This window comes from Enterobacter sp. EC_64 (assembly GCF_019584165.1).
Lineage (GTDB): Bacteria > Pseudomonadota > Gammaproteobacteria > Enterobacterales > Enterobacteriaceae > Enterobacter > Enterobacter roggenkampii.
In genome coordinates, this window is sequence record NZ_VDAS01000021.1 from 20,236 (window position 1) to 46,204 (window position 25,969).

Below are 25,969 nucleotides of genomic sequence, written 5' to 3' on the forward strand. Positions count from 1 at the left end.
GCACAGTCAAAGTAATAATTGTTTGAAAAATATACAAAGGGAGTTGTAAGAAGCCATCTTTATTACTTCTGAGGTAATGGCTTCATGGTTATACTTCCGGGACTAACATTTGTTGAGAGCAATCCATTGTGAATCTATTCACCGCCGTTACTGAATTGATCAGTATTTTTTTATTCACAACCTGTTTTTTGTTCATCGCACGTAAGGTGGCAAAACGAATAGGGTTAGTGGATAAGCCAAATTTTCGTAAACGCCATCAGGGACTTATTCCTCTAGTCGGCGGGATTTCTGTTTACGCAGGGATTTGCTTCACGTTTGGGATCGCCGATTATTATATCCCTCATGCCGCCCTTTATGTCGCCTGCGCCGGTGTCCTGGTGTTAGTCGGGGCTCTTGATGACCGGTTTGATATCGCGGTGAAAATACGCGCTACCGTTCAGGCGGCCATTGGCGTGGTGATGATGGTAGTGGGCGGACTGTATCTGAGAAGCCTCGGGTATGTGTTTGGCCCCTGGGAGTTAGTCCTGGGGCCATTTGGCTTCTTCCTGACACTCTTTGCTGTCTGGGCAGCAATCAATGCTTTCAACATGGTGGATGGCATTGACGGCCTGCTCGGTGGATTGTCATCCGTCTCGTTCGCCGCTATCGGCATTATTTTATGGTTTGATGGTCAGTACAGCCTGGCAATGTGGTGTTTTGCCATGATTGCTGCCATTCTGCCTTATATCCTCTTAAACCTCGGTGTGCTGGGTCGTCGCTATAAAGTCTTTATGGGAGACGCAGGCAGTACGCTGATTGGTTTTACGGTTATCTGGATCCTGCTTGAAACTACGCAGGGTCAAACCCATCCGATAAGTCCTGTAACAGCGCTGTGGATTATTGCCATTCCATTAATGGATATGGTGGCGATTATGTATCGCCGCCTGCGCAAAGGGATGAGTCCTTTCTCTCCCGACCGCCAACACATTCATCATCTCATCATGCGTGCGGGTTTTACGTCCCGTCAGGCGTTTGTGCTTATTACACTGGCCGCCGCTATTTTGGCCGCGATTGGTGTGGCTGCAGAATATTCTCATATTATTCCTGAGTGGGTTATGTTGGCATTGTTCTTGCTCGCATTTTTCCTGTACGGCTACTGCATTAAGCGCGCATGGAAAGTAGCGCGGTTCATTAAACGTATTAAACGCAGGATGCGTCGTAACAGTGGCAAAAACACAACATTAACTAAGTAAAACCGGGACTATGATGACTCAACCGTTGGCGGGAGCGAAATCAGTGGTAACTGAGAATGAACTGGATATTCGGGGTTTGTTTCGCGTGTTATGGGCAGGCAAACTTTGGATTGCGGGGATCGCGCTGGGGTTTGCACTGTTAGCGCTGGCCTATACGTTCTTTGCAAAACAAGAGTGGAGCGCCACGGCAATCACTGACAAACCAACGGTTAACATGCTTGGGGGGTTCTATTCCCAACAGCAATTCCTGCGAAACCTGGATATCAAAGCTAACCTCGCCACGCCAGATCAGGTCTCCGTTATGGATGAGGCCTATAAAGAGTTTGTGATGCAACTGGCTTCGTGGGATACGCGCCGCGACTTCTGGTCCCAGACGGATTACTACAAGCAGCGTCGGGTTGATAACACCAAAGCCGATGCCGCTCTGCTGGACGATCTGATTAACAATATACAATTTATGCCGGGCGATGCCCTGCGTAACGTGAATGACAGCGTCAAGCTGATTGCAGAAACCGCGCCGGACGCCAACAACCTGCTGCGTCAGTATGTCGCGTTTGCCAGCCAGCGTGCCGCAAGCCATCTTAACGAAGAGCTTAAAGGCGCCTGGTCGGCTCGCACCATCCAGATGAAAGCGCAGGTGAAACGTCAGGAAGAGGTGGCTAAAGCGATTTTCGCTCGCCGTGTACACAATATTGAGCAGGCGCTGAAAATTGCGGAACAGCACAATATTTCCCGCACTGAGACGGACGTGCCGGCTGATGAACTGCCTGATTCAGAGATGTTCCTCCTTGGCCGCCCCATGTTGCAGGCACGTCTGGAAAACCTTCAGGCCGTCGGTCCTGATTTTGACCTCGATTACGATCAAAATCGCGCGATGCTCAATACGCTTAATGTCGGTCCATCTCTGGACCCGCGTTTTCAGACCTATCGTTATTTGCGAACGCCTGAAGAACCTGTAAAACGCGATAGTCCGCGTCGTGCATTCCTGATGATCATGTGGGGGATTGTAGGCGCACTGACGGGCGCTGGCGTGGCGTTAACGCGTCGTCGCACAAACTAAGAATGCCGTCTACGATGAAGGCTGCGGCCTTCATCGCCTAATCGAAGAGAATCGATGTGAAAGTACTAACCGTATTTGGCACCAGGCCGGAGGCCATTAAGATGGCACCTCTGGTTCATGCGCTGGCCAGCGATCCTGATATTGAAGCGAAAGTGTGCGTCACGGCCCAGCACCGTGAGATGCTCGATCAGGTGTTAACGCTCTTTTCCATCGTCCCGGATTACGACCTCAATATTATGAAACCGGGGCAAGGATTGACGGAGATAACCTGTCGCATTCTGCAAGAGCTGAAGCCTATCCTGGAGTCATTCAAGCCTGACGTGGTGCTGGTACACGGCGACACCACCACGACCGTGGCGACCAGCCTGGCCGCGTTTTACCAGCGAATTCCCGTGGGGCATGTTGAGGCGGGTCTGCGTACCGGCAATCTTTATTCGCCGTGGCCGGAGGAGGCCAACCGCACGCTAACGGGCCACCTGGCGATGTATCACTTTGCGCCTACGGAAAACTCGCGTCAGAACCTGCTGCGTGAAAATATCGCCGATAACAAGATCTTTGTGACCGGCAATACGGTCATTGATGCGTTAATTTGGGTACGTGACCGGGTCCTGGCAAACCACGAGCTTAAGAACGAACTCGCTGCCCGCTATCCATTCCTGCACAACGGCAAAAAAACTATTCTGGTCACCGGCCACCGTCGCGAAAGCTTTGGCCGGGGTTTTGAACAAATCTGTCACGCGCTGGCTGAAATCGCGGCGCAGAACGACGACGTGCAGATTGTCTATCCGGTCCATCTCAATCCTAACGTCAGCGAGCCGGTTAACCGCATCCTGGGCCATATCGAAAATGTCATTCTGATTGAACCTCAGGATTATCTGCCGTTTGTCTGGCTGATGAACCATGCCTGGCTGATCCTTACCGATTCCGGCGGCATTCAGGAAGAAGCGCCTTCTCTTGGCAAACCGGTGCTGGTGATGCGTGAAACCACCGAACGTCCGGAAGCGGTCAAAGCCGGTACGGTGCGTCTGGTCGGCACCAACGCGGAACTCATCGTCGAAGAGGTCACGCGCCTTCTGCATGACGACGAAACGTATCAGGCGATGAGCCGGGCCCATAATCCGTATGGAGACGGGCAGGCTTGTGGCCGTATTTTGCATGCACTTAAAAACAATCGGGTATCGCTATGAGTTTTACTACCATCTCTGTCATTGGTCTTGGCTACATTGGCTTGCCCACCGCGGCGGCGTTTGCCTCTCGTCAGAAACAGGTTGTCGGTGTGGATATCAACGCCCGTGCGGTGGAAACCATTAACCGTGGCGAAATTCATATTGTCGAGCCCGATCTTGACCGCGTGGTGAAAGAGGCGGTGGAGGGCGGCTTCCTGCGCGCCAGTACCACGCCCGTTGAAGCGGATGCTTACCTGATTGCCGTTCCAACGCCCTTTAAAGGTGACCACGAGCCCGACATGGTCTACGTCGAGGCGGCGGCAAAGTCCATTGCCCCTGTGCTGAAGAAAGGGGCGCTGGTGATCCTGGAATCAACCTCTCCGGTCGGTGCTACCGAGCAGATGGCGCAGTGGCTGGCCGACGCGCGCCCTGATTTAAGCTTCCCGCAACAGGCGGGGGAGCAGGCGGATATCAACATCGCCTACTGTCCGGAGCGCGTGCTACCGGGCCAGGTCATGGTCGAACTGATTAAAAACGACCGCGTCATTGGCGGTATGACGCCCGTCTGTTCCGAGCGCGCCAGCGCGCTGTACAAGATTTTCCTGGAAGGGGAGTGTGTGGTGACAAACTCCCGCACCGCCGAGATGTGCAAGCTGACGGAAAACAGCTTCCGTGACGTTAATATCGCCTTTGCGAACGAACTGTCGCTGATTTGCGCCGATCAGGGGATTAACGTCTGGGAGTTGATTAGCCTGGCGAACCGCCATCCGCGCGTCAACATTCTCCAGCCAGGCCCGGGCGTGGGTGGACACTGCATCGCCGTCGATCCGTGGTTTATTGTGGCTCAGAATCCGGCGCAGGCGCGCCTGATTCGCACCGCGCGTGAAGTGAACGACAGCAAACCTCACTGGGTGCTCAATCAGGTCAAAACCACGGTAGCGGATTGTCTGGCAGAGAGCGGAAAGCGCGCCAGCGAGTTGAAAATTGCCTGCTTTGGTCTGGCATTCAAACCCAACATTGACGACCTGCGCGAAAGCCCGGCAATGGAAATTGCTCAGATGATTGCCGAATGGCACAAGGGTGAAACGCTGGTGGTTGAGCCGAATATCGATGAGTTGCCGGCAAAACTGGCGGGGCACTGCACGCTGGCTGCGCTGGATGAGGCGCTGGCGACGGCGGATGTGCTGGTGCTGCTGGTGGATCATCAAGAGTTTAAAGCGACGTCCGGTGATGCGGTGCGTCAGAAGTATGTCGTTGATACCAAAGGTGTCTGGCGTTGAACAGCCTGAACGGGGTACTTGAGCCCCTGCAGTGGGAGAGTGCCTTTTTCGGCCTGCCGTCGGCCATTGTGCGTCTGCGCGATGATGCGCCGGTACTGGCTGAATCGGATTTCATCGCCTGGCAACGGATTCAGGCGAAGATCCCGGCGGACCGTACCGACCTGCTTGATGCGCTCCAGCAACGCGGCTTTCAGCTGGTGGAAGGTGAGGCAGACCTTTCCATAACCCTCACCCGGCATGATGCGCCCGGTGCGGAAATGGCAACCGAACAGGATATTCCCGTGCTGCGTCAGATGGCGGCCCGGGCGTTTGCGCAGAGCCGCTTTCGTACGCCCTGGTACGCACCTGACGATAGTGGACGTTTCTATGCCCAGTGGATAGAGAATGCGGTTAAAGGCACCTTTGACCACGTCTGCCTGGTTTTCCGCGCAGGGGACGGTCAACTCCAGGGGTTCGTCTCGCTTCGCAAGCTCAACGTGCGCGAGGCGCGTATTGGCTTATTAGCCGGGCGCGGCATGGGTGAGAAACTTATGCAGGCGGCGCTGCACTGGGCGCAGCAGCAGCAGGTTGAGACGCTGCGGGTGGCGACCCAGGTGGGCAACACCGCCGCGCTTAAACGTTATATTGCGAGTGGTGCCAACATCGACGCCACCGCCTACTGGTTATACAGGTGACAAGATGATTCCATTTAACGCACCACCCGTCGTCGGAACGGAACTCGACTATATGCAGTCTGCCATGGGCAGCGGCAAACTCTGCGGTGACGGCGGTTTCACCCGTCGCTGTCAGCAGTGGATGGAACAGCGTTTTCGCAGCGCCAAAGTACTGCTGACCCCTTCCTGTACGGCATCGCTGGAAATGGCCGCACTGCTGCTGGATATCCAGCCCGGCGATGAAGTGATCATGCCGAGCTACACCTTCGTTTCCACGGCGAATGCGTTTGTCCTGCGCGGGGCGAAAATCGTCTTTGTGGATATCCGCCCGGATACCATGAACATTGATGAGACGCTGATTGAAGCGGCGATCACCGACAAAACGCGCGCGATCGTGCCGGTTCACTACGCAGGTGTGGCCTGTGAAATGGACACCATCATGGCCATCGCCAAAAAACATAACCTGTTTGTGGTGGAAGATGCCGCGCAGGGCGTGATGTCGACCTACAAGGGACGCGCGCTGGGCACCATCGGCCACATCGGCTGCTTTAGCTTCCACGAAACCAAAAACTACACGGCAGGCGGAGAGGGTGGCGCGACGCTGATTAACGACCGGGCACTCGTGGAGCGTGCGGAAGTGATCCGCGAAAAAGGCACCAACCGCAGCCAGTTCTTCCGCGGCCAGGTAGACAAATATACCTGGCGCGATATTGGCTCCAGCTATCTGATGGCGGATCTGCAGGCCGCGTACCTGTGGGCGCAGCTGGAAGCCGCGGATCGCATCAACCTGCAGCGTCTCTCCCTGTGGCAAACCTATTACGATGCGCTGGAACCTCTGGCCAAAGCCGGGCGTATTGCGCTGCCAACGATTCCGGCGGATTGCGTCCACAACGCACACATGTTCTACATCAAGCTGCGCGATAACGACGACCGGAGCGAGCTCATCGCCTGGCTGAAAGAAGCCGAAATTATGGCGGTGTTCCACTATATCCCGCTGCACTCCAGTCCGGCGGGCGAAGCGTTTGGAACGTTCGCGGGTGAAGACCGTTACACCACCAAAGAAAGTGAGCGGTTGCTTCGTCTGCCACTGTTCTACAACCTCGCGCCAGTTAACCAGCGTACGGTGATTAATACCCTCCTGAGTTATTTCGGCTGATATGTCTCTGGCAAAAGCATCGGTGTGGACCGCCGCGTCCACGCTTGTAAAAATTGGGGCCGGGCTGTTGGTCGTCAAGCTCCTGGCCGTCTCATTTGGCCCGTCAGGAGTGGGGCTGGCGGGTAATTTCCGTCAGCTTGTCACCGTCCTTGGCGTGCTGGCCGGTGCCGGTATCTTCAACGGCGTCACCAAATACGTTGCTCAGTATCATGATGATGCGGCCCAGCTCCGCAGGGTGGTGGGCACCTCGTCGGCGATGGTCACGGGTTTTTCGACCCTGATGGCGATCATCTTTCTGCTGGCGGCGGCGCCCATCAGCCAGGGATTATTCGGTCACACCCACTATCAGGGGCTGGTGCGTCTGGTCGCATTGGTTCAGATGGGGATTGCCTGGGCTAACCTGCTGCTGGCGCTGATGAAAGGGTTTCGTGATGCTGCCGGGAACGCGCTTGCGTTGATCCTGGGCAGCGTCATCGGCGTGATTGCCTATTATTTCTGCTATCGCCTGGGTGGCTATGAAGGGGCACTGCTGGGGCTGGCGCTGGTTCCGGCGCTGGTGGTTGTGCCTGCGGCATTTATGCTGATGCGTCGGGGCGTCATTCCGCTGAGCTACCTGAAACCGCAATGGGACTCGATGCTTGCCAGCCAACTGGGTAAATTTACCCTGATGGCGCTCATCACCTCCGTCACGCTGCCGGTGGCCTACGTGATGATGCGAAACCTGCTGGCGGCGCACTATAGCTGGGATGAGGTCGGGATCTGGCAGGGCGTAAGCAGTATTTCCGATGCCTATCTTCAGTTTATTACGGCTTCCTTTAGCGTTTACCTGCTGCCAACCCTGTCGCGTCTGACGTCCAGACAGGACATAACGCGCGAGATTTTCCGATCGCTGCGCTTTGTATTGCCGGCCGTCGCGGCTGCCAGCTTTACCGTCTGGTTATTGCGCGATGTCGCCATCTGGCTGCTGTTCTCGGCGAAGTTCACCGCCATGCGCGATCTCTTTGCCTGGCAGCTGGTGGGTGATGTACTGAAAGTGGGGGCTTACGTTTTCGGCTATCTGGTGATCGCGAAAGCGTCCCTTCGGCTCTATATCCTGGCGGAAATTAGCCAGTTTGTTTTACTGACGTCATTTTCACACTGGCTGATACCCACGCACGGTGCGCTGGGGGCGGCCCAGGCCTACATGGCAACCTATATCGTTTATTTCGCCGCCTGTTGCGGTGTATTTTTATTGTGGCGTAAACGCGCATGACTGCACTGATTCACATCCTGGGATCGGATATCCCACACCATAACCAGACCGTTTTGCGGTTCTTCAACGACGAGCTGGCATCGGGCGATCCTGATGCGCGTGAGTTTATGGTTGCAGGTCAGGATAAGGGCCTGAGCGAGGCGTTTCCGGCACTGACGATTCGCTTCTGGCCGGATAAGGCCTCACTGGCGAAGGCGGTGGTTGCCAAAGCCAAAGCGGATCGTAAGCAACGTTTCTTTTTCCACGGGCAGTTCAATACCGGCCTGTGGCTGGCGCTTCTCAGCGGAGGGATTAAACCCTCCCAGTGCAGCTGGCATATCTGGGGAGCCGATCTTTATGAAGTCTCCCGCGGCTGGAAATTCCGTCTTTTTTATCCCCTGCGCCGCATGGCTCAGGGGCGCGTAGGCTGCGTTTTTGCTACCCGCGGCGATCTCAACTATTTTGCTAAACAGCACCCGAACGTGCGCGGCGAGTTGCTCTATTTCCCCACCCGCATGGATCCGGCGCTGAATGCCATGGCGAATGACGCGGTGCGAGAAGGCAAGCTGACGATTCTGGTGGGGAATTCCGGCGATCGCAGTAACGAACATGTCGCGGCGCTCAGGGCGGTGCATCAGCAGTTTGGCGACACGGTGAACGTGGTGGTGCCGATGGGCTATCCCGCCAACAACAGCGCCTATATCGACGAGGTTCGTCAGCAGGGGCTGGCGCTGTTTAGCGCGGAAAATCTGCACATCCTCAGCGATAAGCTGGAATTTGATGACTATCTTGCGCTGCTGAGAAAATGCGATCTCGGTTATTTCATCTTTGCCCGGCAGCAGGGGATTGGCACGCTGTGCCTGCTGATTCAGGCAGGTGTACCGTGCGTGCTCAACCGCGACAACCCGTTCTGGCAGGACATGGCCGAGCAGCATATTCCGGTGCTGTTTACCTCAGACACGCTGAATGTCGAGGTGGTACGTGAAGCTCAACGTCAGCTCACGCTGGTGGATAAAAACAGCATCGATTTTTTCAGCCCGAATTATCTCACGCCGTGGCACCGCGCGCTGCGTATCGCTGCAGGAGACAAAGCATGAGTCAGTTGCAATTCAGCGGCTTACTGGTTGTCTGGCTTCTGAGCAGCCTGTTTATCGCCACGCTCACCTGGTTTGAATTCCGCCGCGTGCGCTTCAACTTTAACGTCTTCTTCTCGTTACTGTTTCTGCTAACGTTCTTTTTCGGCTTCCCGTTGACCAGCATACTGGTCTTCCGTTTTGACGTGAGCGTCGCGCCGCCGGACATTCTGCTCCAGGCGCTTCTGGCGGCGACCTGCTTCTATGCGGTTTACTACGTCACCTATAAAACGCGTCTGCGTTCAGCGCAGACAGCTGCTCCACGCAGGGCGCTCTTTACCATGAATCGGGTGGAAACCCACCTGACATGGGTGATGCTGATGACTATCGCCCTGGTCAGCGTTGGCATCTTCTTCATGCATAACGGCTTCCTGCTTTTTAAACTCCACTCCTACAGCCAGATTTTTTCGGCAGAAGTCTCGGGCGTGGCGCTTAAGCGTTTCTTCTACTTCTTCATCCCGGCGATGCTGGTGATCTTCTTCCTGCGCCAGGACAGCAAAGCGTGGCTGTTCTTCCTGGTCAGTACCGTCGCGTTTGGCATCCTGACCTACATGATTGTGGGCGGTACGCGCGCGAACATCATCATCGCCTTCGCGATTTTCCTGTTTATCGGCATTATCCGCGGCTGGATCTCGCTCTGGATGCTGGTTGCAGCAGGCGTGTTTGGCATTGTGGGGATGTTCTGGCTGGCGCTAAAGCGCTACGGGATGAACGTGGCGGGTGATGAGGCGTTTTACACGTTCCTTTACCTCACGCGCGATACGTTCTCGCCATGGGAAAACCTGGCACTGCTGCTGCAAAATTACGACAAGATTGATTTCCAGGGGCTGGCGCCGATTGTTCGCGACTTCTACGTCTTTATCCCTTCCTGGCTATGGCCGGACCGTCCTGGCGTGGTGCTGAATACGGCGAATTACTTCACCTGGGAAGTGCTGAACAACCATTCCGGTCTGGCAATTTCACCCACGCTGCTCGGTTCCCTGGTGGTGATGGGCGGGGCATGGTTCATTCTCCCCGGAGCGGTTGCCGTGGGGCTGATTATTAAGTGGTTCGACTGGCTTTACCTGCGTGGCAATGAAGAGACCAACCGCTATAAAGCGGCCATTTTGCACAGTTTCTGCTTTGGTGCCATTTTCAATATGATCGTTCTGGCGCGCGAAGGTCTGGACTCGTTCGTTTCGCGCGTGGTGTTCTTCATGGTCGTTTTCGGCATCTGCCTGTTACTGGCCAAACTGTTGTACTGGCTGTTTGACAGCGCCGGGCTTGTGCACAGGCGCGAGCGGCAGGGCAGCACAACGCTGTCTCAAGTCTGAGTAAGGATAGTAATGACTGATAGAATTTCTGCACCGCGCTATGCGCTACGTGGTCTGCAGCTGATTGGCTGGCGCGACATGCAGCACGCGCTGGATTTTCTGTTCGCCGACGGCCAGATGAAATCCGGTACGCTGGTGGCCATCAACGCGGAAAAGATGCTGGCGGTTGAGGATAACGCGGAAGTCAAAAGCCTGATAGACGCGGCCGAATTTAAATACGCGGACGGGATCAGCGTGGTTCGCTCTATCCGTAAAAAGTATCCTGACGCTAATGTTTCCCGCGTGGCGGGTGCCGATCTCTGGGAGCAGCTTATGGCCCGCGCAGGCGCGCAGGGAACGCCCGTGTTCCTGATTGGCGGGAAGCCGGAGATACTGGCCCAGACGGAAGAGAAACTGCGTCGTCAATGGAATGTTAATATTGTCGGCAGCCAGGATGGTTACTTCAAACCGGAAGATCGGCAGGCGCTGTTTGAGCGCGTTCGTGACAGCGGGGCGAAGATTGTCACCGTGGCGATGGGGTCCCCGCGCCAGGAGATCCTGATGCGTGACTGTCGTCTGGTCTGCCCGGATGCTCTCTACATGGGCGTCGGCGGCACGTACGACGTCTTTACCGGCCACGTTAAGCGTGCGCCGAAGATCTGGCAAAATCTGGGGCTGGAGTGGCTGTACCGCCTGCTATCGCAGCCGACACGCATTAAACGACAGATCCGTCTGCTTCGCTACCTCGCCTGGCATTACACCGGGAAAATGTAATCAAAATGTAGCGCGATATGCTATTCGCGCTGCAACTCGCCTGCAAAACTGCTGATAATCTGTGCAATGCATTCATTTTTTTTATGCATCGTTTGCCATTTGGCACATTTTAAGAAACCATTCGCTCCGTATTTTAGTCCCCCTAAAAAACAATACCCGATCTTAAGTCGGGAAACAGCAAACACAATCGAGGATCTATGGCAGAGAAAAAACCGGAGCTACAGCGTGGGCTGGAAGCTCGTCATATTGAACTGATAGCGCTGGGCGGCACTATCGGCGTGGGCCTGTTTATGGGCTCCGCAAGCACGCTCAAGTGGGCAGGCCCTTCCGTATTACTGGCGTACATTATTGCCGGGCTGTTTGTTTTCTTCATCATGCGTTCCATGGGCGAAATGCTCTTCCTGGAGCCGGTAACCGGCTCCTTCGCCGTTTACGCGCACCGGTATATGAGCCCCTTTTTCGGCTACCTGACAGCCTGGTCATACTGGTTCATGTGGATGGCGGTGGGCATCTCCGAGATCACCGCGATAGGGGTCTATGTCCAGTTCTGGTTCCCGGACATGGCCCAGTGGATACCCGCGCTTATTGCCGTGGGGCTGGTGGCGCTGGCAAACCTGGCCGCCGTGCGTCTATATGGTGAGATCGAGTTCTGGTTCGCGATGATTAAAGTCACCACCATCATCGTGATGATTGTTGTCGGCCTGGGCGTGATTTTCTTCGGATTTGGCAACGGTGGACACGCTATCGGTTTCGGTAACCTGACCGAAAACGGCGGCTTCTTTGCCGGCGGCTGGAAGGGTTTCCTGACGGCGCTGTGTATCGTTGTGGCTTCGTATCAGGGCGTAGAGCTGATCGGTATTACTGCCGGTGAAGCGAAAAATCCTCAGGTCACGCTGCGTAGCGCGGTGGGCAAAGTGCTGTGGCGCATCCTGATTTTCTATGTGGGCGCGATCTTCGTTATCGTAACCATCTTCCCGTGGAACGAAATTGGCACGACGGGTAGCCCGTTTGTTTTAACCTTTGCCAAAATTGGCATCACGGCGGCGGCGGGCATCATTAACTTTGTGGTCCTGACGGCCGCGCTGTCAGGGTGTAACAGCGGGATGTACAGCTGTGGGCGTATGCTCTATGCGCTCTCGAAGAATAACCAGCTGCCTGCGGCGATGAGCAAAGTGTCACGTGCTGGCGTGCCGGTGGCGGGCGTGGCGGTTTCGATTGCGATCCTGCTGATTGGTTCTTGCCTGAATTACATCATTCCCAATCCGCAGCGGGTGTTTGTTTACGTCTACAGCGCCAGCGTCCTGCCGGGCATGGTGCCGTGGTTTGTTATCCTCATCAGCCAGCTGCGTTTCCGTCATGCGCATAAAAAGGCGATTGAAAGCCATCCGTTCCGTTCAATTCTGTTCCCGTATGCGAACTATTTAACGATGGCGTTCCTGATTTGCGTATTAATCGGAATGTACTTTAATGAAGATACCCGCATGTCGCTGTTTGTCGGGATGATCTTCCTGGCCGCTGTAACGGCTGCCTATAAGCTTTTTGGTCTCGGTCGCCGTGCCACCACGCAGAAAGTGGAGGAATAAGCGGCAAAATGTGCAAACGATAACCAAACGCGCATTTTTTTCAAAAAAGCACTAGACAGCGGGGACGGAGGTACGTAATATCCAGCCCCGCAACGGCGCTAAGCGCCCGTAGCTCAGCTGGATAGAGCGCTGCCCTCCGGAGGCAGAGGTCTCAGGTTCGAATCCTGTCGGGCGCGCCATTTTAGTCCCGGCGCTAGAGCTGCGGTGGTCTGAGAAGTAGTCAGTACCGCGTGAAAGAATACAGTGGTGGCTATAGCTCAGTTGGTAGAGCCCTGGATTGTGATTCCAGTTGTCGTGGGTTCGAATCCCATTAGCCACCCCATTATTGAAAGAGTTGTGAATTGCGAAGGTGGCGGAATTGGTAGACGCGCTAGCTTCAGGTGTTAGTGTCCTTAGGATGTGGGGGTTCGAGTCCCCCCCCTCGCACCACGACTTTTTAAATGAATTGAACTAAAAATTCAAAAAGCAGTACATCGGCGAGTAGCGCAGCTTGGTAGCGCAACTGGTTTGGGACCAGTGGGTCGGAGGTTCGAATCCTCTCTCGCCGACCAATTTTGAACCCCGCTTCGGCGGGGTTTTTTGTTTTGTGCCACTTTTCACCCCTGTAGTGATTCCCCGACAGCGCCCTGTTTCATTGTCGCGATTCAGCGACATATAATGCATTGAAAATAAACATATTTACTATCCATAGGTTTTGCTGTCTCCTCCTGGCGACATATTTCTGCGTTGACCGATATGTTGTAGCGATTAAGACGACGCTTAACAGCATAATTTCCTTTTATCTTAAAATGTTGCGTCATGTAAAAGTTCTGCGTGTCATGTTGGCACGTTACGTGCAATAATATGCGTGTAGATGCTCATTCCATCTCTTATGTTCGCCTTCGTGCCTCATAAACTCCGGAATGACGCAGAGCCATTTACGGTGCTTATCGTCCACTGACAGATGTCGCTTCGGCCTCATCAGACACCATGGACATAACGTTGAGTGAAGCACCAAATATGTTGTCTTACAGACCTGTTTTAACGCCTGCTTTTATAGCAGGCGTTTTTTTATGTCTTATTCCCGATACCGGCGCACGATCAGGGCAACCATCACAAGGGCCGCTGACGAGACAGCATAGAGTGCGGCTACTGAGCCAAACCCGGCAGCCACTGCCGCTGCGATGCCGGTGAAGAGAGAGGCGCTGAGCGTTTGCCAGCGCCAGGCTTTACCACTGGCCGAAGCGGTTTGCGTAATATGAAAACTACTGAGAATGCCAAACGTCCCGGCCGCGAACAGAACATTCGAAGCCAGATGCGCGATAAAGATCATCCCCAGCGCACATGCCATCCACCCGGACAACAACGGCAGCATTCCATAAGCGGCCAGAAAGATGCCGAGACAAACGATGATGCGTGGCGTGCGAGCGGCAAAGCGCGTCAGGCTCTCTTTTTTTAGCAACATGGGGCCGCAAAGCTGTCCCAGGCTCCTGGCGAAAAGCAGCGGCAGAGCAAGGCCCGCCGCATCCTGAGGATGGATTTGCTGTGCCAGTGCCGGAAGCAGTGCCATGGCCGGCGAGCCGACGGCCGCCAGCGCTGGCAGGATGAGCAGACTGCGTTTCTGCCGAACGGTCAACGTCCGCCAGCGTAATGCCGCAGGGGCTTCCTCTTCCTCGAGGGACGGGAGTGATGGCGCAGAAAACCGGCGTCCAGCCAGCCATAGCATGAGCAGTGACCCGAGAAAGCTGGCGGCATCAATGGCCAGCAGGGTAAATACGGATATCTTCTGAAACAGCATCACGCCCAGGCTGGTCCCCAGCAAAACCTGAGAAGCAAAAATCACATTTTCCAGACAGGTCGCAGCAGGCAGCTCCGCTTCGCTGAGACCGCGCTTGAAGAGCAACGTCAGCGCGGGCCAGCTCATCCCGCTGAGCAGCGCTTCGGTGGATTGCACGGCGAGTAACGCGGTAACGCTGTGATAACCCACACCAAGGAGGGGAAAGAGCAGGGCGAGCAATCCCAGCGCCTCGGTCAGTATCAGCAGGGCGATCGGAGAACATCGGGAGCACAGCTTTTCGCCGATCGTACTCCCGATAAACCCCGGTACCGTAGCGAAAAGAAAAGCGAGGGTGAGCAGTGCGGGCGGGGCTGACCATGCTAACAGCAAGCCGAAGACCACGACCTGGGTTAAGCCATTCCCCAGCGAAGAAAAGATAAAAGCACAAGCAAGGAGGCGCAGCCAGCGGTGGCAGCGCAGCGCTTCAATCAGCGCATAGAGAAGCGAGTTCATGACGATTTCCTTTCAAAAACGATTTAATCCACGCTGCACAATGTGCGCGTGTGTGAGAAAAAGTTAATGAAAAGAGATCGTTACATTGGCGTTTTCGTTAGCGGATATAGGTGTAAAGAATGTAGCAGCAGAAAGGCGATAAAAAAAGGAGGCCGTCTGGCCTCCTTTTTGATTATTGCTGGGTACCGTTGTTTTGCAGGGTCAGCAACAGCCCGTCACGGCGCATGGCGGCGGCCTCTTCCGGCTTATGCTGCTTGTCCAGCGTATCGGCAAGCCAGGCGTAGTCGAAGGCGTCCGGACGCTGCTTCAGCGCTGCACGGAAGGCGAGGCTCGCCTCCTGCCATTCGCCGTGCTTCATCAACGACTGGCCGAGCGTGCTCCACAGCAGCGGTCGATCGCCGACGGTTTTAATCTGCTGGCGCAGCACTTTTTCGATTTGCTCAGGATTGTTGGTTTTCAGGCGCGGGATCACCATCACCAGACGATCGTCGTACTGACGCTTCAGACCGTCGAGGAGGATCGCCTGAGCCGTGTCGTGATCGTCACATTCGATGAGGTGTTCCGCCATCGCCACCTGCAGAGGAACCTGCTGACGCGTTTTACGGCTCTGATTCTTCCACCACGTTTTCAGACCGTCGCTGCCCAGGTCTGCGCGCGCCTGATCCATCAGGCCAATCCACGCCAGACGCTGAAGCTCATCACGATGTTCATCGTCGCCCACCTCGGCCTTCGCCATCGATGGAATGATGTCCAGCAGTGAGCCCCAGGCGCCGGTACGAATATAGGCCTGCTCGGCAAGGCGCAGCACTTCCGGATGACGCGGCGCGACTTCCAGCAGACGGTCGATGCCGTGGCGAGCCGCGTGATTCTCATTGCGTGCCAGCTGCAGACGAACGCGCGTGATTTCCACCGGAATCGGGTCGCCGTGAGCCAGCTCAGCCGCTCGCTCCAGGTGCTGATTAGCGCGGGCTTCGTCACCGCGCTGCTGCGCCGCTTCGGCCGCCAGCAGATAGTTCACCACCGGCTGTTCGGCATGGTCGGCGTTTTTCGACATCAGCTTTTCAACCTGCTGATAGTCACCCTCTGCGAGCTTAAGCAGCGCCTGCTCGGTCTGTTTACGGGCGCGACGGCGCTTACGGCCAACGAACCAGCCGCGGGTATGGGCACCGGTACGGAAAATACGGCGCAGGATCCACTCGATCGCAAACAGCACCACCACGCCAAGGATCAGAATGATCGTCAGACCCGTTACGCTGGTTTCAATGTTGTAGTTATCGGTCTGGATCAGGACATAACCCTGATGACCCGCAAGCATAGGCCCCAGGACGATCCCGGCGATCAGCAGGATAAAGAGTAAGAGGACTTTTAGCATCGTTACTCTCCCTGCGGTGCGCTTTCAGGCGCAGGAGCCGGAGCAGGTGCCGCTCCGCCCGTTTGCTCAGCCGGCACGCCCGGCTGCGCCAGCAGGTTACGCACGCGCGTCTGCATCAGTTTCTCCAGAATCGGCTGGCTGGTCAGCTTGTCCGGCACGTTCATGGTGATGTTCTGCTGGCTCAGCTTATCAATGTCTTCGAGGAAGGCGGTGGTCGTCGCATCATCGGTGTTGTAGTAAGCGCGTACCCACGTTGAGACGTTATCCAGCGCCTGTTTATAGGTCTCTTCCTGATGACGTGGCACGGCCTGGGCCGCCACCAGCAGACGGGAACGAATGTTCTCGCGCAGATAGATGTCCTGGTTCGGCGCGAGCAGCGGTACGGCAGTTTCGTCGCGACGGCGGATAGTGATAAAGCTGTCCATAAAGTTCTGCCAGCTTTTCTGCAGGTTTATGCGCCATTCGCTCAGCGAGCTGGAAAGCTCGGTACCGTCGGAATCCATCGGGGAGTCGTCGTCGTTGTTATCCGCTAGCTGCAGGTTATCAATCTGATTCGACAGCTGATTCACTTTAAGGATAATGCCGTCGTAATCCACCTGCGAAACGGCGGAGAGGCTGGCGATGTCTTCGGTAATCGCGCGACGGGCGGTAATGAGGCTCGGGTCGTTCATGTCTGCCAGGCTCGCATCGGCGCTTTTCAGCAGCGCGGCGGCAGTGGTGACGTCCTGATCGCTCCAGAGCTTACGTCCGGCGAGCTTCACCAGGAAGTCAGCCTGCGAGAGCAGCCAGGTTTTGGCATCGGTGCCGGAAATCGTGGCGACTTTCTGCTGTACTTCATCCAGCTGTTTGGTCAGCTCTTCCTGTTTGCTGTTCGCTTCGGCAAGCGCGGCGGCCTGCTGCTTAATCACGGCTTCCAGCTCGGTTTTCTGCGTCTCCTGCTCTTTTTGCAGGGCAGTGAGCTGATTCACCAGCGCATCGCTGGTGGACGTCTGGTTAGCGCTCTGTTGCTTCACCAGCCCGTACAGGCCAGCCCCCGTTGCCAGCGCAATGGCGATGGCAATCGCGCTCAGCGTGAGGCTTGTTTTGTTGCTGCCGTTTTTCTTCTCAGCGGTTTTCTCAGTCGTCTCTGGCTGTGGCGTCGTCTCCACAGTCTCCCTGGTCTCTTCAACCACGGCGGAGGATTTGTCGTGTTCCGTCATTATGGCTTCCCATTTGAGAGTTATTGTAATGCGCGCAGCAGCGCATCGTTGTCGGCGTTATCAGCGATCCGAATATCCTGCCAGCCCAGTTCCCGGGCCTGGTTCGCCAGACGCTCACTGACGACCAGAAGCCGACAGCGGAGTAACCAGTTTTCGCGATACCAAAGCGGTATCAGCGTCCAAAGCTGTTGTAACATTTCACCGCTGGTGACCACCAGCGTATTGATGCCTCGCGCGTGCCAGCGCATCGCCTCTTCCGCGCCATCGTAGTGTTTTGCACAGCGCTGATAGCACTCAACGAACGTCACGTTCGCACCACGTTCACGCAGCGTTTCGCCCAGCAGCTCGCGCCCCCCATTGCCGCGCAAAATGAGCGCACGCTTTCCGGCAACAGTTTGTAATTCAGGTAATTGTAGCAAGACTTCAGTGATTTCCCGATCTAACGGGTAACGAACGTCCGCGCCGCTTACGGTATGCAGCGCCAGTGCCGTTGTGCGGCCAATCGCGAAATAGCCGGGGGCGGTTGGCCAGGCCATGTCCTGCTGCTGCAGCTGTGCGTGGGCAAATTCCACGGCATGCTGCGACAGCGCAAACAGCAGGTCACCGTCCTGAAGGGTATTCATCTGGTCGGCGAGCGCAGAGAGCTCGCGACCGGGGGAGAATTCAATGAGCGGAAAACTCCAGGCCACCTGCCCCAGTGCGCGCAGACGGCTCACTAACTGCTCTCCTGCGGGAGAAGGGCGGGTGACGAGAATACTCATGCAGGGGGCTCTCCATTATATACGTCAGCCAGGATCTCGCGGGCGCCGTTATTCAGTAACTCTTCCGCCAGCGACACGCCAAGCTTTTCGGCATCTTGCGCGTTACCGCGACGTTCGCCGCGCACCATCTGCGAACCGTCCGGGGCGCCTACCAGCGCGCGCAGCCACAGTTCGCCATTCGTCAATTCAGCATAGCTGCCAATTGGCACCTGGCACCCGCCTTCGAGGCGGGTATTCATCGCCCGCTCCGCTTTTACGCGCGTAGCGGTTTCGTCATGATTCAGTGGGGCAAGCAGCTCGCGAGTACGCGCATCGTCCAGACGGCACTCGATGCCGACGGCACCCTGGCCAACAGCGGGCAGTGAGAGCTCTGGCGGCAGCGCTACGCGAATACGTTCTTCCAGCCCCAGACGCTTCAGGCCGGCAACGGCGAGGATAATGGCATCGTAATCGCCGTTATCCAGCTTGCCCAGACGCGTGCCGACGTTACCGCGCAGCGAGCGGATGATCAGGTCAGGACGACGCTCCGCCAGCTGACACTGACGGCGTAAACTGGACGTGCCAACCACGCTACCCGCTGGCAGCGCGTCGAGCGAGTCATAGCGGTTAGAGACAAACGCATCGCGCGGGTCTTCGCGCTCGCAGATGGTCACCAGCCCCAGCCCTTCCGGGAACTCGACGGGCACATCTTTCATCGAATGTACGGCGATATCGGCGCGGTTCTCAAGCAATGCCAGTTCCAGTTCTTTGACAAACAGGCCCTTGCCGCCCACTTTCGCCAGCGGCGTATCGAGGATCACGTCACCGCGCGTGACCATCGGCACCAGCTCGACGCGCAATCCACTGTGGCAGGCTTCCAGGCGCTGCTTCACATAATGTGCCTGCCAGAGCGCGAGAGGGCTTTGGCGTGTGGCAATTCTCAAAACATTGTCTAACATGCTTGTTACCGTCATTATCAATCGCTAACCATCCTAACATTGTTGACTCTGGGATGGCAGTTTTACGGTTGATGAAGCGTGAGAGGGACAAGGCGGCGTATTCGTCAGCCAGAGCCGTATTCAGGAATTTACACGTACAGAACGGTGCTACACTTGTATGTAGTGCATCTTTCTTTACGGTCAATCGGCAAGGTGTTAAATTGATCACGTTTTAGACCATTTTTTCGTCGGTACCACCAAAAATGATAAGGGCGAAAAAGGGTAACGGTTATCTTTTTGAAATACTGCGGGTCCGCTGTTACTCGTGTTTTGAATAGCTGCGACACCCGGAAACATCAGGCGATACGTCTTGTACCTCTATATTGAGACTCTGAAACAGAGACTGGATGCCATAAATCAACTGCGTGTGGATCGCGCGCTTGCTGCTATGGGCCCTGCTTTCCAGCAGGTATACAGTCTGCTGCCGACATTATTGCACTATCACCACCCGCTGATGCCTGGCTACCTTGATGGTAACGTTCCCCAGGGCATTTGCCTTTTCACGCCTGATGAAACCCAACAGCATTATTTGAACGAGCTGGAACTCTACCGCGGCATGCCGCCGCAGGAATCCCCAAAAGGTGAACTGCCGATTACCGGCGTTTACTCAATGGGGAGCACCTCATCGGTAGGGCAAAGCTGTTCTTCGGACCTGGACATCTGGGTCTGCCATCAGTCCTGGCTCGATAACGAAGAGCGTCAGCTGCTGCAGCGTAAATGCAGCCTGCTGGAGAGCTGGGCGGCATCGCTCGGTGTGGAAGTGAGCTTCTTCCTGATTGATGAAAACCGTTTCCGCCATAACGAAAGTGGTAGTCTGGGTGGTGAGGACTGCGGCTCGACCCAGCACATCCTGCTGCTGGATGAATTCTACCGTACTGCCGTTCGCCTGGCCGGGAAACGTATTCTGTGGAATATGGTCCCGTGCGAAGAAGAAGAGCATTACGACGATTACGTCATGTCGCTTTATGCGCAGGGCGTACTGACGCCAAACGAATGGCTGGACCTCGGCGGTCTCAGCTCACTGTCTGCGGAAGAGTATTTCGGCGCAAGCCTCTGGCAGCTCTATAAGAGTATCGACTCACCGTACAAAGCGGTGCTGAAAACGCTGCTGCTTGAAGCCTACTCCTGGGAATACCCGACGCCGCGCCTGCTGGCGAAAGACATCAAACAGCGCCTGCACGACGGGGAGATCGTCTCCTTCGGGCTCGACGCCTACTGCATGATGCTCGAGCGCGTAACCGAATACCTGAAAGCCATTGATGACACCACGCGTCTGGACCTGGTACGTCGATGTTTCTATCTCAAAGTCTGTGAGAAGTTGAGCCGCGAACGCGCCTGCGTGGGCTGGCGTCGTGAAGTGGTCAGCCAGTTAGTAAAAGAGTGGGGATGGGACGACGCGCGTCTGTCCATGCTCGACAACCGGGCCAACTGGAAAATCGATCAGGTGCGTGAAGCGCACAACGAACTGCTCGATGCGATGATGCAAAGCTACCGTAATCTGATCCGCTTTGCGCGCCGCAACAACCTCAGCGTTTCCGCCAGCCCGCAGGACATCGGGGTATTGACCCGTAAGCTGTACGCCGCGTTTGAAGCGCTGCCGGGTAAAGTCACGCTGGTTAACCCGCAGATTTCGCCTGACCTGTCAGAACCGAACCTGACGTTTATCTACGTGCCCCCGGGCCGCGCGAACCGCACCGGGTGGTATCTGTACAACCGTGCGCCAAGCATGGATTCCATCATCAGCCATCAGCCGCTGGAATATAACCGCTATCTGAACAAGCTGGTGGCCTGGGCCTGGTTTAACGGCCTGCTCACCTCGCGCACGCGCCTGTTTATCAAAGGCAACGAGGTGGTCGATCTCGCTAAGCTGCAGGAGATGGTCGCGGATGTGTCGCACCACTTCCCGCTGCGTCTGCCTGCGCCGACGCCAAAAGCACTCTACAGCCCGTGCGAGATTCGCCATCTGGCGATCATCGTCAACCTGGAATACGACCCGACGGCGGCCTTCCGCAATCAGGTGGTCCATTTTGACTTCCGCAAGCTGGACGTCTTTAGCTTTGGCGAGCAGCAAAACTGCCTGGTGGGTAGCGTGGACCTGCTGTACCGTAACTCGTGGAACGAAGTGCGTACCCTGCACTTCAACGGCGAGCAGGCGATGATCGAAGCGCTGAAAACCATTCTCGGCAAGATGCACCAGGATGCCGCGCCGCCGGACAGCGTGGAAGTGTTCTGCTACAGCCAGCACCTGCGTGGATTGATTCGTACCCGCGTGCAGCAGCTGGTCTCCGAGTGTATCGAGCTGCGTCTCTCCAGTACCCGTCAGGAAACCGGGCGCTTTAAGGCGCTGCGCGTCTCCGGCCAGACCTGGGGCCTGTTCTTTGAACGTCTCAACGTCTCGGTACAGAAGCTGGAAAACGCCATTGAATTCTACGGCGCGATTTCGCATAACAAGCTGCATGGCCTGTCGGTGCAGGTGGAAACCAACCACGTTAAGCTCCCGCAGGTGGTGGACGGCTTTGCCAGTGAAGGGATTATTCAGTTCTTCTTTGAAGAGTCGGGCGACGATGCCGGGTTCAACATCTACATTCTGGATGAGACCAACCGCGCCGAGGTGTATCACCATTGTGAAGGCAGTAAAGAGGAGCTGGTGCGCGACGTCAGCCGCTTCTACTCCTCTTCGCATGACCGCTTTACCTACGGCTCAAGCTTTATCAACTTTAACCTGCCGCAGTTCTACCAGATTGTGAACGTCGATGGCCGTGCGCAGGTGATCCCGTTCCGCACTCAGGCCGTCACGCCTGCCGCGCCTGCCAATCAGGACACCGCGCCGCTGTTGCAGCAGTATTTCTCCTGAGCCTTTTCGCCGGGTGGCTAATGCTTACCCGGCCTACGGTTCGAGCCGTTGTAGGCCCGGTAAGGCGCAGCCGCCACCGGGCAACAAAACTACCTGAAACGCACTTCCTCACCCGCCTGCGCGGTCGCGGCCTGTTCCAGCAGATCCCAGAACGGTACGCCGCTACGGTCGCACACCCACTCATCACCCTTCAGATCGAAGTGATAGCCGCCCTGTTTGGCCGCCAGCCACACCTGGTGAAGCGGCTCCTGACGGTTAATAATAATTTTGCTGCCATTTTCGAAGCTCAGGGTCAGAATACCGCCGTTGATTTCACAATCGATATCGCTGTCGCCGTCCCAGTCGTCAAGACGCTCTTCGATGGTCATCCACAGGTTGTCGGCAAGGCGATGGAATTCACTGTCGTTCATGGTTTTGTTCCTGTTTTTCGTGATGCCGGCAGTATAACCCTAAATAATTCCCGTTGCAGGAAAGCGGCAAACTCTTGCTTTTGTGTCTTCTCCTGCGATGATAGAAACAGATTTGAACTTACGGGCAACTTTATAATGAAAAACGCTTTCCGAACGCTTGCCGTTCTCATCACGCTGTTTAGCCTGACTGGCTGCGGACTGAAGGGACCCCTGTACTTTCCGCCTGCGGATAAAACCGCACCGCCGCCGACGAAACCGGTTAACAGCGGCATTGAGTCTTCCACGCCAGATACTAACGACCGTGGCGACAACGGCGGCCCGACTCAGGTTAATCTCTGACGACAACGTTCTGTACCCGCGCAATGGAGCAAATGATGCAGTTCTCTAAAATGCATGGCCTTGGCAACGATTTTATGGTCGTCGACGCGGTAACGCAGAATGTGTTTTTCTCACCGGAACTGATCCGTCGTCTGGCGGATCGGCATCTGGGCGTGGGGTTCGATCAGCTGCTGGTGGTTGAGCCGCCGTACGATCCCGACCTCGATTTCCACTACCGTATTTTTAACGCGGACGGCAGCGAAGTGAACCAGTGCGGCAACGGCGCGCGCTGTTTCGCCCGCTTTGTCCGCCTGAAAGGGCTGACTAACAAGCGTGATATTCGCGTCAGTACAGCCAATGGTCGCATGGTGCTCAGCGTCACCGATGATGAGCTGGTGCGCGTGAACATGGGCGAGCCTAACTTCGAGCCTTCCGTCGTGCCGTTTCGCGCAAACAAAGCGGAAAAGACCTATATTATGCGGGCGGCCGAGCAGACAGTATTGTGCGGCGTCGTCTCAATGGGTAACCCACACTGCGTGATTCAGGTTGATGATGTGGAAACCGCCGCGGTCGAAACGCTCGGCCCGGTGCTGGAAAGCCACGAACGTTTCCCGGAGCGCGCGAACATCGGTTTTATGCAGGTGGTGAAGCGCGAGCACATTCGTCTGCGGGTTTACGAGCGCGGTGCGGGCGAGACGCAGGCCTGCGGAAGCGGAGCCTGTGCGGCAGTGGCCGTGGGCATCTCCCAGGGGTTACTGGCTGAAGAGGTTCGCGTGGAATTACCGGGCGGTCGGCTTGATATCGCCTGGAAAGGACCGGGTCATCCACTGTATATGACGGGCCCGGCGGCACATGTCTATGACGGGTTTATCCATCTATGAAACAACCAGGGGAAGAACTGCAGGAAACAGTGACGGAACTGGACGACAGAGCTGTTGTTGATTATCTGCTGCGCAATCCTGAGTTTTTTATTCGCAATGCACGCGTCGTCGAAGAGATGCGCGTGCCGCATCCGGTTCGCGGAACCGTGTCGCTGGTGGAATGGCACATGGCGCGCGCGCGCAACCACATCAGCCAGCTTGAAGAGAACATGACGCTGCTGATGGAGCAGGCCAGCACCAATGAAAGCCTGTTCTATCGTCTGCTGCATCTGCAGGCGCGTCTGGCGTCGGCGCACAGTCTTGACGAGTTCCTCAGCCGCTTCCACCGCTGGGCCCGCGAGCTGGGGCTGGCGGGTGCAACGATTCGTCTTTTCCCTGACCGCTGGCGCATCGGTGCACCGTCGGGATTTACCCATCTGGCACTGAGCCGTCAGGCGTTTGAACCGCTGCGCATTCAGCGTCTGGGCCATGAGCACCACTATCTGGGGCCGCTTAACGGACCTGAGCTGCTGGTGGTGTTACCGGAGGCCAAAGCGATTGGCTCGGTGGCGATGTCGCTGATGGGGCGCGATGGCGATCTGGGCGTCATCTTATTTACCAGCCGCGACGCGCATCACTATGAGCAAGGGCAAGCCACGCACCTGCTGCAGGAGATCGCCCTGATGCTGCCTGAGCTGCTGGAGCGCTGGATTGAGCGCATATGACGGACGGACTGCTCGCCACTGACGTCTCGCGCTTTCTGCGCTATCTCGGCGTGGAACGTCAGCTTAGCCCCATTACGCTGCTTAACTATCAGCGTCAGCTTGATGCCATCATGCAGATCGCCGACGAGATCGGCCTGAAAAGCTGGCAACAATGTGATGCTGCGACGGTACGCGCGTTCGTCGTGCGTAGCCGCAAAAAAAATCTCAGCCCGGCAAGCCTGGCGCTCAGGCTCTCTGCGCTGCGCAGCTTCTTCGACTGGCTGGTCAGCCAGGGCGGCATAAAAGCCAACCCGGCAAAAGGGATCGCCACGCCGAAAGCGCCGCGCCATCTGCCTAAAAATATTGACGTTGACGACGTAAACCGCCTGCTGGATATCGATCTGAACGATCCGCTGGCCGTCCGCGATCGCGCGATGCTGGAGGTGATGTACGGTGCCGGGCTGCGTCTGTCTGAACTCGTCAACCTCGACCTGAAGCATCTCGACCTGGAATCGGGCGAAGTGTGGGTAATGGGGAAGGGCAGCAAAGAGCGCCGCCTGCCGATTGGCCGCAATGCGGTTTCCTGGATTGAGCACTGGCTTGACCTGCGCGGGCTGTTTGGCACCGACGAAGATGCGCTGTTCCTGTCGAAACTCGGCAAGCGGATCTCGGCGCGTAACGTGCAGAAGCGCTTTGCGGAGTGGGGCATTAAGCAGGGGCTGAACAGCCACGTACATCCGCACAAGCTGCGCCACTCCTTTGCAACACACATGCTTGAGTCGAGCGGCGATCTGCGCGGCGTGCAGGAACTGCTTGGCCACGCGAACCTGTCGACCACACAAATTTATACCCACTTAGACTTCCAACACCTTGCCTCGGTGTATGACGCGGCGCATCCACGCGCCAAACGGGGGAAATAATGCGTTTTTACCGCCCACTCGGTCAGATCTCAGCCCTGACGTTTGACCTTGATGACACTCTTTATGACAACCGCGAGGTGATCCTGCGTACCGAGCAGGAGTCGCTGGCGTTTGTGCAGAACTATCATCCCGCGCTGAAGACGATGCAGAACAAGGACTTCCAGAAGCTGCGTCAGTCCCTGCGGGAGACCGAGCCGGACATTTACCACGACGTGACCGAATGGCGTCGTCGCGCGGTTGAGCAGGCGATGCTGAACGTGGGGCTGAGCGCGCAGGATGCCGCCATTGGGGCAGAAGCGGCCATGGAAAACTTCGCCAAATGGCGCAGCCGTATCGACGTGCCGCAGGAAACCCACGACACGCTGGCGACGCTTGCCGAAAAGTGGCCGCTGGTGGCCATCACCAACGGCAATGCCCAGCCGGAGCTGTTCGGCCTCAGCGATTACTTTGAATTCGTGCTGCGTGCGGGTCCTCACGGACGCGCGAAGCCGTTCAGTGACATGTACCATCTGGCGGCGGATAAGCTTAACCTGCCGCTGGGTGAGATCCTGCACGTGGGGGATGACCTGACCACAGACGTGGCCGGCGCCATCCGCTGCGGCATGCAGGCCTGCTGGATCAAGCCGGAAAATGCTGACCTGATGATCGCCTCCGATAGCCGTCTTCTGCCGCACGTGGAAATTTCGCGGTTGGCATCCCTCACGACGCTGATATAATCACCAGTAATATTGTATAAATTACCAGGGTTTTGCAGTTGTAGGCCCG

The 25,969-nt window shown here is 56.3% G+C and carries 23 protein-coding genes and 4 tRNA genes; 21 read left to right on the plus strand and 6 right to left on the minus strand.

Annotated elements, in window-relative coordinates:
* Nucleotides 1-128 precede the first annotated feature (128 nt).
* The 15 genes from wecA to FHC52_RS16480 all read left to right on the plus strand — a co-directional run bounded on the left by wecA (nt 129) and on the right by FHC52_RS16480 (nt 13,111).
* Complete coding sequence (wecA, locus tag FHC52_RS16410) at nt 129-1,232, plus strand: UDP-N-acetylglucosamine--undecaprenyl-phosphate N-acetylglucosaminephosphotransferase (RefSeq protein WP_032654049.1); 1,104 nt, start codon at nt 129-131, stop codon at nt 1,230-1,232.
* Nucleotides 1,233-1,245: 13 nt separating this feature from the next.
* Nucleotides 1,246-2,292, plus strand: a complete 1,047-nt coding sequence (gene wzzE / locus FHC52_RS16415; protein ID WP_008501563.1) for an ECA polysaccharide chain length modulation protein — start codon at nt 1,246-1,248, stop codon at nt 2,290-2,292.
* Between the two features lie 56 nt (nt 2,293-2,348).
* Nucleotides 2,349-3,479, plus strand: coding sequence for a non-hydrolyzing UDP-N-acetylglucosamine 2-epimerase (gene wecB / locus FHC52_RS16420; RefSeq protein WP_063616830.1), 1,131 nt, complete (start codon nt 2,349-2,351; stop codon nt 3,477-3,479).
* Nucleotides 3,476-4,738 (plus strand): UDP-N-acetyl-D-mannosamine dehydrogenase, encoded by a 1,263-nt coding sequence (wecC, locus tag FHC52_RS16425; protein WP_063616829.1) that lies wholly within the window; start codon nt 3,476-3,478, stop codon nt 4,736-4,738. Before wecB ends, wecC begins: the two co-directional genes overlap by 4 nt.
* The gene (gene rffC / locus FHC52_RS16430) at nt 4,735-5,412 is read left to right on the plus strand and encodes a dTDP-4-amino-4,6-dideoxy-D-galactose acyltransferase (RefSeq protein WP_063616828.1); all 678 of its coding nucleotides are present in this window, start codon (nt 4,735-4,737) and stop codon (nt 5,410-5,412) included. Before wecC ends, rffC begins: the two co-directional genes overlap by 4 nt.
* Before the next feature lie 4 nt (nt 5,413-5,416).
* A complete protein-coding gene (gene rffA / locus FHC52_RS16435) occupies nt 5,417-6,547 on the plus strand; it encodes a dTDP-4-amino-4,6-dideoxygalactose transaminase (RefSeq protein ID WP_008501559.1) in 1,131 nt (376 codons plus the stop codon).
* 1 nt (nt 6,548) lies between these two features.
* The gene (gene wzxE / locus FHC52_RS16440) at nt 6,549-7,799 is read left to right on the plus strand and encodes a lipid III flippase WzxE (RefSeq protein ID WP_063616827.1); all 1,251 of its coding nucleotides are present in this window, start codon (nt 6,549-6,551) and stop codon (nt 7,797-7,799) included.
* Nucleotides 7,796-8,875: a TDP-N-acetylfucosamine:lipid II N-acetylfucosaminyltransferase gene (locus tag FHC52_RS16445; RefSeq protein ID WP_008501557.1), complete on the plus strand. Its 1,080-nt coding sequence runs from the start codon at nt 7,796-7,798 to the stop codon at nt 8,873-8,875. The genes wzxE and FHC52_RS16445 overlap by 4 nt, the downstream gene beginning before the upstream one ends.
* Nucleotides 8,872-10,224, plus strand: a complete 1,353-nt coding sequence (wzyE, locus tag FHC52_RS16450; protein WP_021242840.1) for an ECA oligosaccharide polymerase — start codon at nt 8,872-8,874, stop codon at nt 10,222-10,224. Before FHC52_RS16445 ends, wzyE begins: the two co-directional genes overlap by 4 nt.
* Nucleotides 10,225-10,236: 12 nt before the next feature.
* Complete coding sequence (gene wecG, locus FHC52_RS16455; RefSeq protein WP_032675636.1) at nt 10,237-10,977, plus strand: lipopolysaccharide N-acetylmannosaminouronosyltransferase; 741 nt, start codon at nt 10,237-10,239, stop codon at nt 10,975-10,977.
* Nucleotides 10,978-11,174: 197 nt separating this feature from the next.
* Nucleotides 11,175-12,560, plus strand: a complete 1,386-nt coding sequence (locus FHC52_RS16460) for an amino acid permease (protein WP_008501553.1) — start codon at nt 11,175-11,177, stop codon at nt 12,558-12,560.
* A 102-nt stretch (nt 12,561-12,662) separates the two neighbouring features.
* Nucleotides 12,663-12,739, plus strand: a tRNA-Arg gene (locus FHC52_RS16465).
* A gap of 67 nt (nt 12,740-12,806) precedes the next feature.
* Nucleotides 12,807-12,882: transfer RNA gene (locus FHC52_RS16470), tRNA-His, on the plus strand.
* Nucleotides 12,883-12,903: 21 nt separating this feature from the next.
* Nucleotides 12,904-12,989, plus strand: a tRNA-Leu gene (locus FHC52_RS16475).
* 45 nt (nt 12,990-13,034) lie between these two features.
* Nucleotides 13,035-13,111 (plus strand) — tRNA-Pro (locus tag FHC52_RS16480).
* A gap of 506 nt (nt 13,112-13,617) precedes the next feature.
* Here the strand turns inward: FHC52_RS16480 and FHC52_RS16485 are convergent.
* The 5 genes from FHC52_RS16485 to hemC all read right to left on the minus strand — a co-directional run bounded on the left by FHC52_RS16485 (nt 13,618) and on the right by hemC (nt 19,099).
* Nucleotides 13,618-14,829, minus strand: coding sequence for an MFS transporter (locus FHC52_RS16485; protein WP_220420147.1), 1,212 nt, complete (start codon nt 14,827-14,829; stop codon nt 13,618-13,620).
* A 172-nt stretch (nt 14,830-15,001) separates the two neighbouring features.
* Entirely contained in the window at nt 15,002-16,201 is a 1,200-nt protein-coding gene (gene hemY, locus FHC52_RS16490; RefSeq protein ID WP_023293568.1) for a protoheme IX biogenesis protein HemY, read from the minus strand.
* Nucleotides 16,202-16,203: 2 nt separating this feature from the next.
* Nucleotides 16,204-17,400 (minus strand): uroporphyrinogen-III C-methyltransferase, encoded by a 1,197-nt coding sequence (gene hemX, locus FHC52_RS16495; protein ID WP_220420148.1) that lies wholly within the window; start codon nt 17,398-17,400, stop codon nt 16,204-16,206.
* A gap of 20 nt (nt 17,401-17,420) precedes the next feature.
* Nucleotides 17,421-18,161, minus strand: coding sequence for a uroporphyrinogen-III synthase (gene hemD, locus FHC52_RS16500; protein ID WP_021242845.1), 741 nt, complete (start codon nt 18,159-18,161; stop codon nt 17,421-17,423).
* On the minus strand, nt 18,158-19,099 hold the full coding sequence (gene hemC, locus FHC52_RS16505) for a hydroxymethylbilane synthase (protein ID WP_219291307.1): 942 nt from the start codon (nt 19,097-19,099) through the stop codon (nt 18,158-18,160). Before hemC ends, hemD begins: the two co-directional genes overlap by 4 nt.
* A gap of 349 nt (nt 19,100-19,448) precedes the next feature.
* On the opposite strand from hemC, the gene cyaA reads away from it, so the two are divergent.
* Nucleotides 19,449-21,992: a class I adenylate cyclase gene (gene cyaA, locus FHC52_RS16510; RefSeq protein WP_008501547.1), complete on the plus strand. Its 2,544-nt coding sequence runs from the start codon at nt 19,449-19,451 to the stop codon at nt 21,990-21,992.
* 89 nt (nt 21,993-22,081) lie between these two features.
* Here cyaA and cyaY read toward each other — a convergent pair whose 3' ends face one another.
* Nucleotides 22,082-22,402, minus strand: a complete 321-nt coding sequence (gene cyaY, locus FHC52_RS16515; RefSeq protein WP_008501546.1) for an iron donor protein CyaY — start codon at nt 22,400-22,402, stop codon at nt 22,082-22,084.
* Nucleotides 22,403-22,537: 135 nt separating this feature from the next.
* Between cyaY and FHC52_RS16520 the strand changes: the two genes are divergently transcribed.
* From FHC52_RS16520 to yigB, 5 genes are read left to right on the plus strand one after another with little or no spacing between them, the layout of a single operon-like run.
* On the plus strand, nt 22,538-22,741 hold the full coding sequence (locus FHC52_RS16520; RefSeq protein ID WP_021242847.1) for an LPS translocon maturation chaperone LptM: 204 nt from the start codon (nt 22,538-22,540) through the stop codon (nt 22,739-22,741).
* Between the two features lie 35 nt (nt 22,742-22,776).
* Nucleotides 22,777-23,601: a diaminopimelate epimerase gene (gene dapF, locus FHC52_RS16525; protein WP_008501545.1), complete on the plus strand. Its 825-nt coding sequence runs from the start codon at nt 22,777-22,779 to the stop codon at nt 23,599-23,601.
* Nucleotides 23,598-24,305, plus strand: a complete 708-nt coding sequence (locus tag FHC52_RS16530; protein ID WP_220420149.1) for a DUF484 domain-containing protein — start codon at nt 23,598-23,600, stop codon at nt 24,303-24,305. The genes dapF and FHC52_RS16530 overlap by 4 nt, the downstream gene beginning before the upstream one ends.
* The gene (gene xerC, locus FHC52_RS16535; RefSeq protein ID WP_008501543.1) at nt 24,302-25,204 is read left to right on the plus strand and encodes a tyrosine recombinase XerC; all 903 of its coding nucleotides are present in this window, start codon (nt 24,302-24,304) and stop codon (nt 25,202-25,204) included. Before FHC52_RS16530 ends, xerC begins: the two co-directional genes overlap by 4 nt.
* A complete protein-coding gene (gene yigB / locus FHC52_RS16540) occupies nt 25,204-25,920 on the plus strand; it encodes a 5-amino-6-(5-phospho-D-ribitylamino)uracil phosphatase YigB (RefSeq protein ID WP_008501542.1) in 717 nt (238 codons plus the stop codon). Before xerC ends, yigB begins: the two co-directional genes overlap by 1 nt.
* The last annotated feature ends 49 nt before the right edge of the window (nt 25,921-25,969 follow it).

What these genes read in the sequence shown, in the direction of transcription:
- wzzE (WP_008501563.1), top strand. Translation starts at nt 1,246, where the DNA reads ATGACTCAACCGTTGGCGGGAGCGAAATCAGTGGTAACTGAGAATGAA.
- FHC52_RS16460 (WP_008501553.1), top strand. Translation starts at nt 11,175, where the DNA reads ATGGCAGAGAAAAAACCGGAGCTACAGCGTGGGCTGGAAGCTCGTCAT.
- wecG (WP_032675636.1), top strand. Translation starts at nt 10,237, where the DNA reads ATGACTGATAGAATTTCTGCACCGCGCTATGCGCTACGTGGTCTGCAG.
- hemY (WP_023293568.1), bottom strand. Translation starts at nt 16,201, where the DNA reads ATGCTAAAAGTCCTCTTACTCTTTATCCTGCTGATCGCCGGGATCGTC.
- cyaY (WP_008501546.1), bottom strand. Translation starts at nt 22,402, where the DNA reads ATGAACGACAGTGAATTCCATCGCCTTGCCGACAACCTGTGGATGACC.
- hemD (WP_021242845.1), bottom strand. Translation starts at nt 18,161, where the DNA reads ATGAGTATTCTCGTCACCCGCCCTTCTCCCGCAGGAGAGCAGTTAGTG.
- dapF (WP_008501545.1), top strand. Translation starts at nt 22,777, where the DNA reads ATGCAGTTCTCTAAAATGCATGGCCTTGGCAACGATTTTATGGTCGTC.
- hemC (WP_219291307.1), bottom strand. Translation starts at nt 19,099, where the DNA reads ATGTTAGACAATGTTTTGAGAATTGCCACACGCCAAAGCCCTCTCGCG.
- wecC (WP_063616829.1), top strand. Translation starts at nt 3,476, where the DNA reads ATGAGTTTTACTACCATCTCTGTCATTGGTCTTGGCTACATTGGCTTG.
- FHC52_RS16520 (WP_021242847.1), top strand. Translation starts at nt 22,538, where the DNA reads ATGAAAAACGCTTTCCGAACGCTTGCCGTTCTCATCACGCTGTTTAGC.
- rffA (WP_008501559.1), top strand. Translation starts at nt 5,417, where the DNA reads ATGATTCCATTTAACGCACCACCCGTCGTCGGAACGGAACTCGACTAT.
- hemX (WP_220420148.1), bottom strand. Translation starts at nt 17,400, where the DNA reads ATGACGGAACACGACAAATCCTCCGCCGTGGTTGAAGAGACCAGGGAG.
- xerC (WP_008501543.1), top strand. Translation starts at nt 24,302, where the DNA reads ATGACGGACGGACTGCTCGCCACTGACGTCTCGCGCTTTCTGCGCTAT.
- yigB (WP_008501542.1), top strand. Translation starts at nt 25,204, where the DNA reads ATGCGTTTTTACCGCCCACTCGGTCAGATCTCAGCCCTGACGTTTGAC.
- FHC52_RS16530 (WP_220420149.1), top strand. Translation starts at nt 23,598, where the DNA reads ATGAAACAACCAGGGGAAGAACTGCAGGAAACAGTGACGGAACTGGAC.
- wzyE (WP_021242840.1), top strand. Translation starts at nt 8,872, where the DNA reads ATGAGTCAGTTGCAATTCAGCGGCTTACTGGTTGTCTGGCTTCTGAGC.
- FHC52_RS16485 (WP_220420147.1), bottom strand. Translation starts at nt 14,829, where the DNA reads ATGAACTCGCTTCTCTATGCGCTGATTGAAGCGCTGCGCTGCCACCGC.
- FHC52_RS16445 (WP_008501557.1), top strand. Translation starts at nt 7,796, where the DNA reads ATGACTGCACTGATTCACATCCTGGGATCGGATATCCCACACCATAAC.
- wzxE (WP_063616827.1), top strand. Translation starts at nt 6,549, where the DNA reads ATGTCTCTGGCAAAAGCATCGGTGTGGACCGCCGCGTCCACGCTTGTA.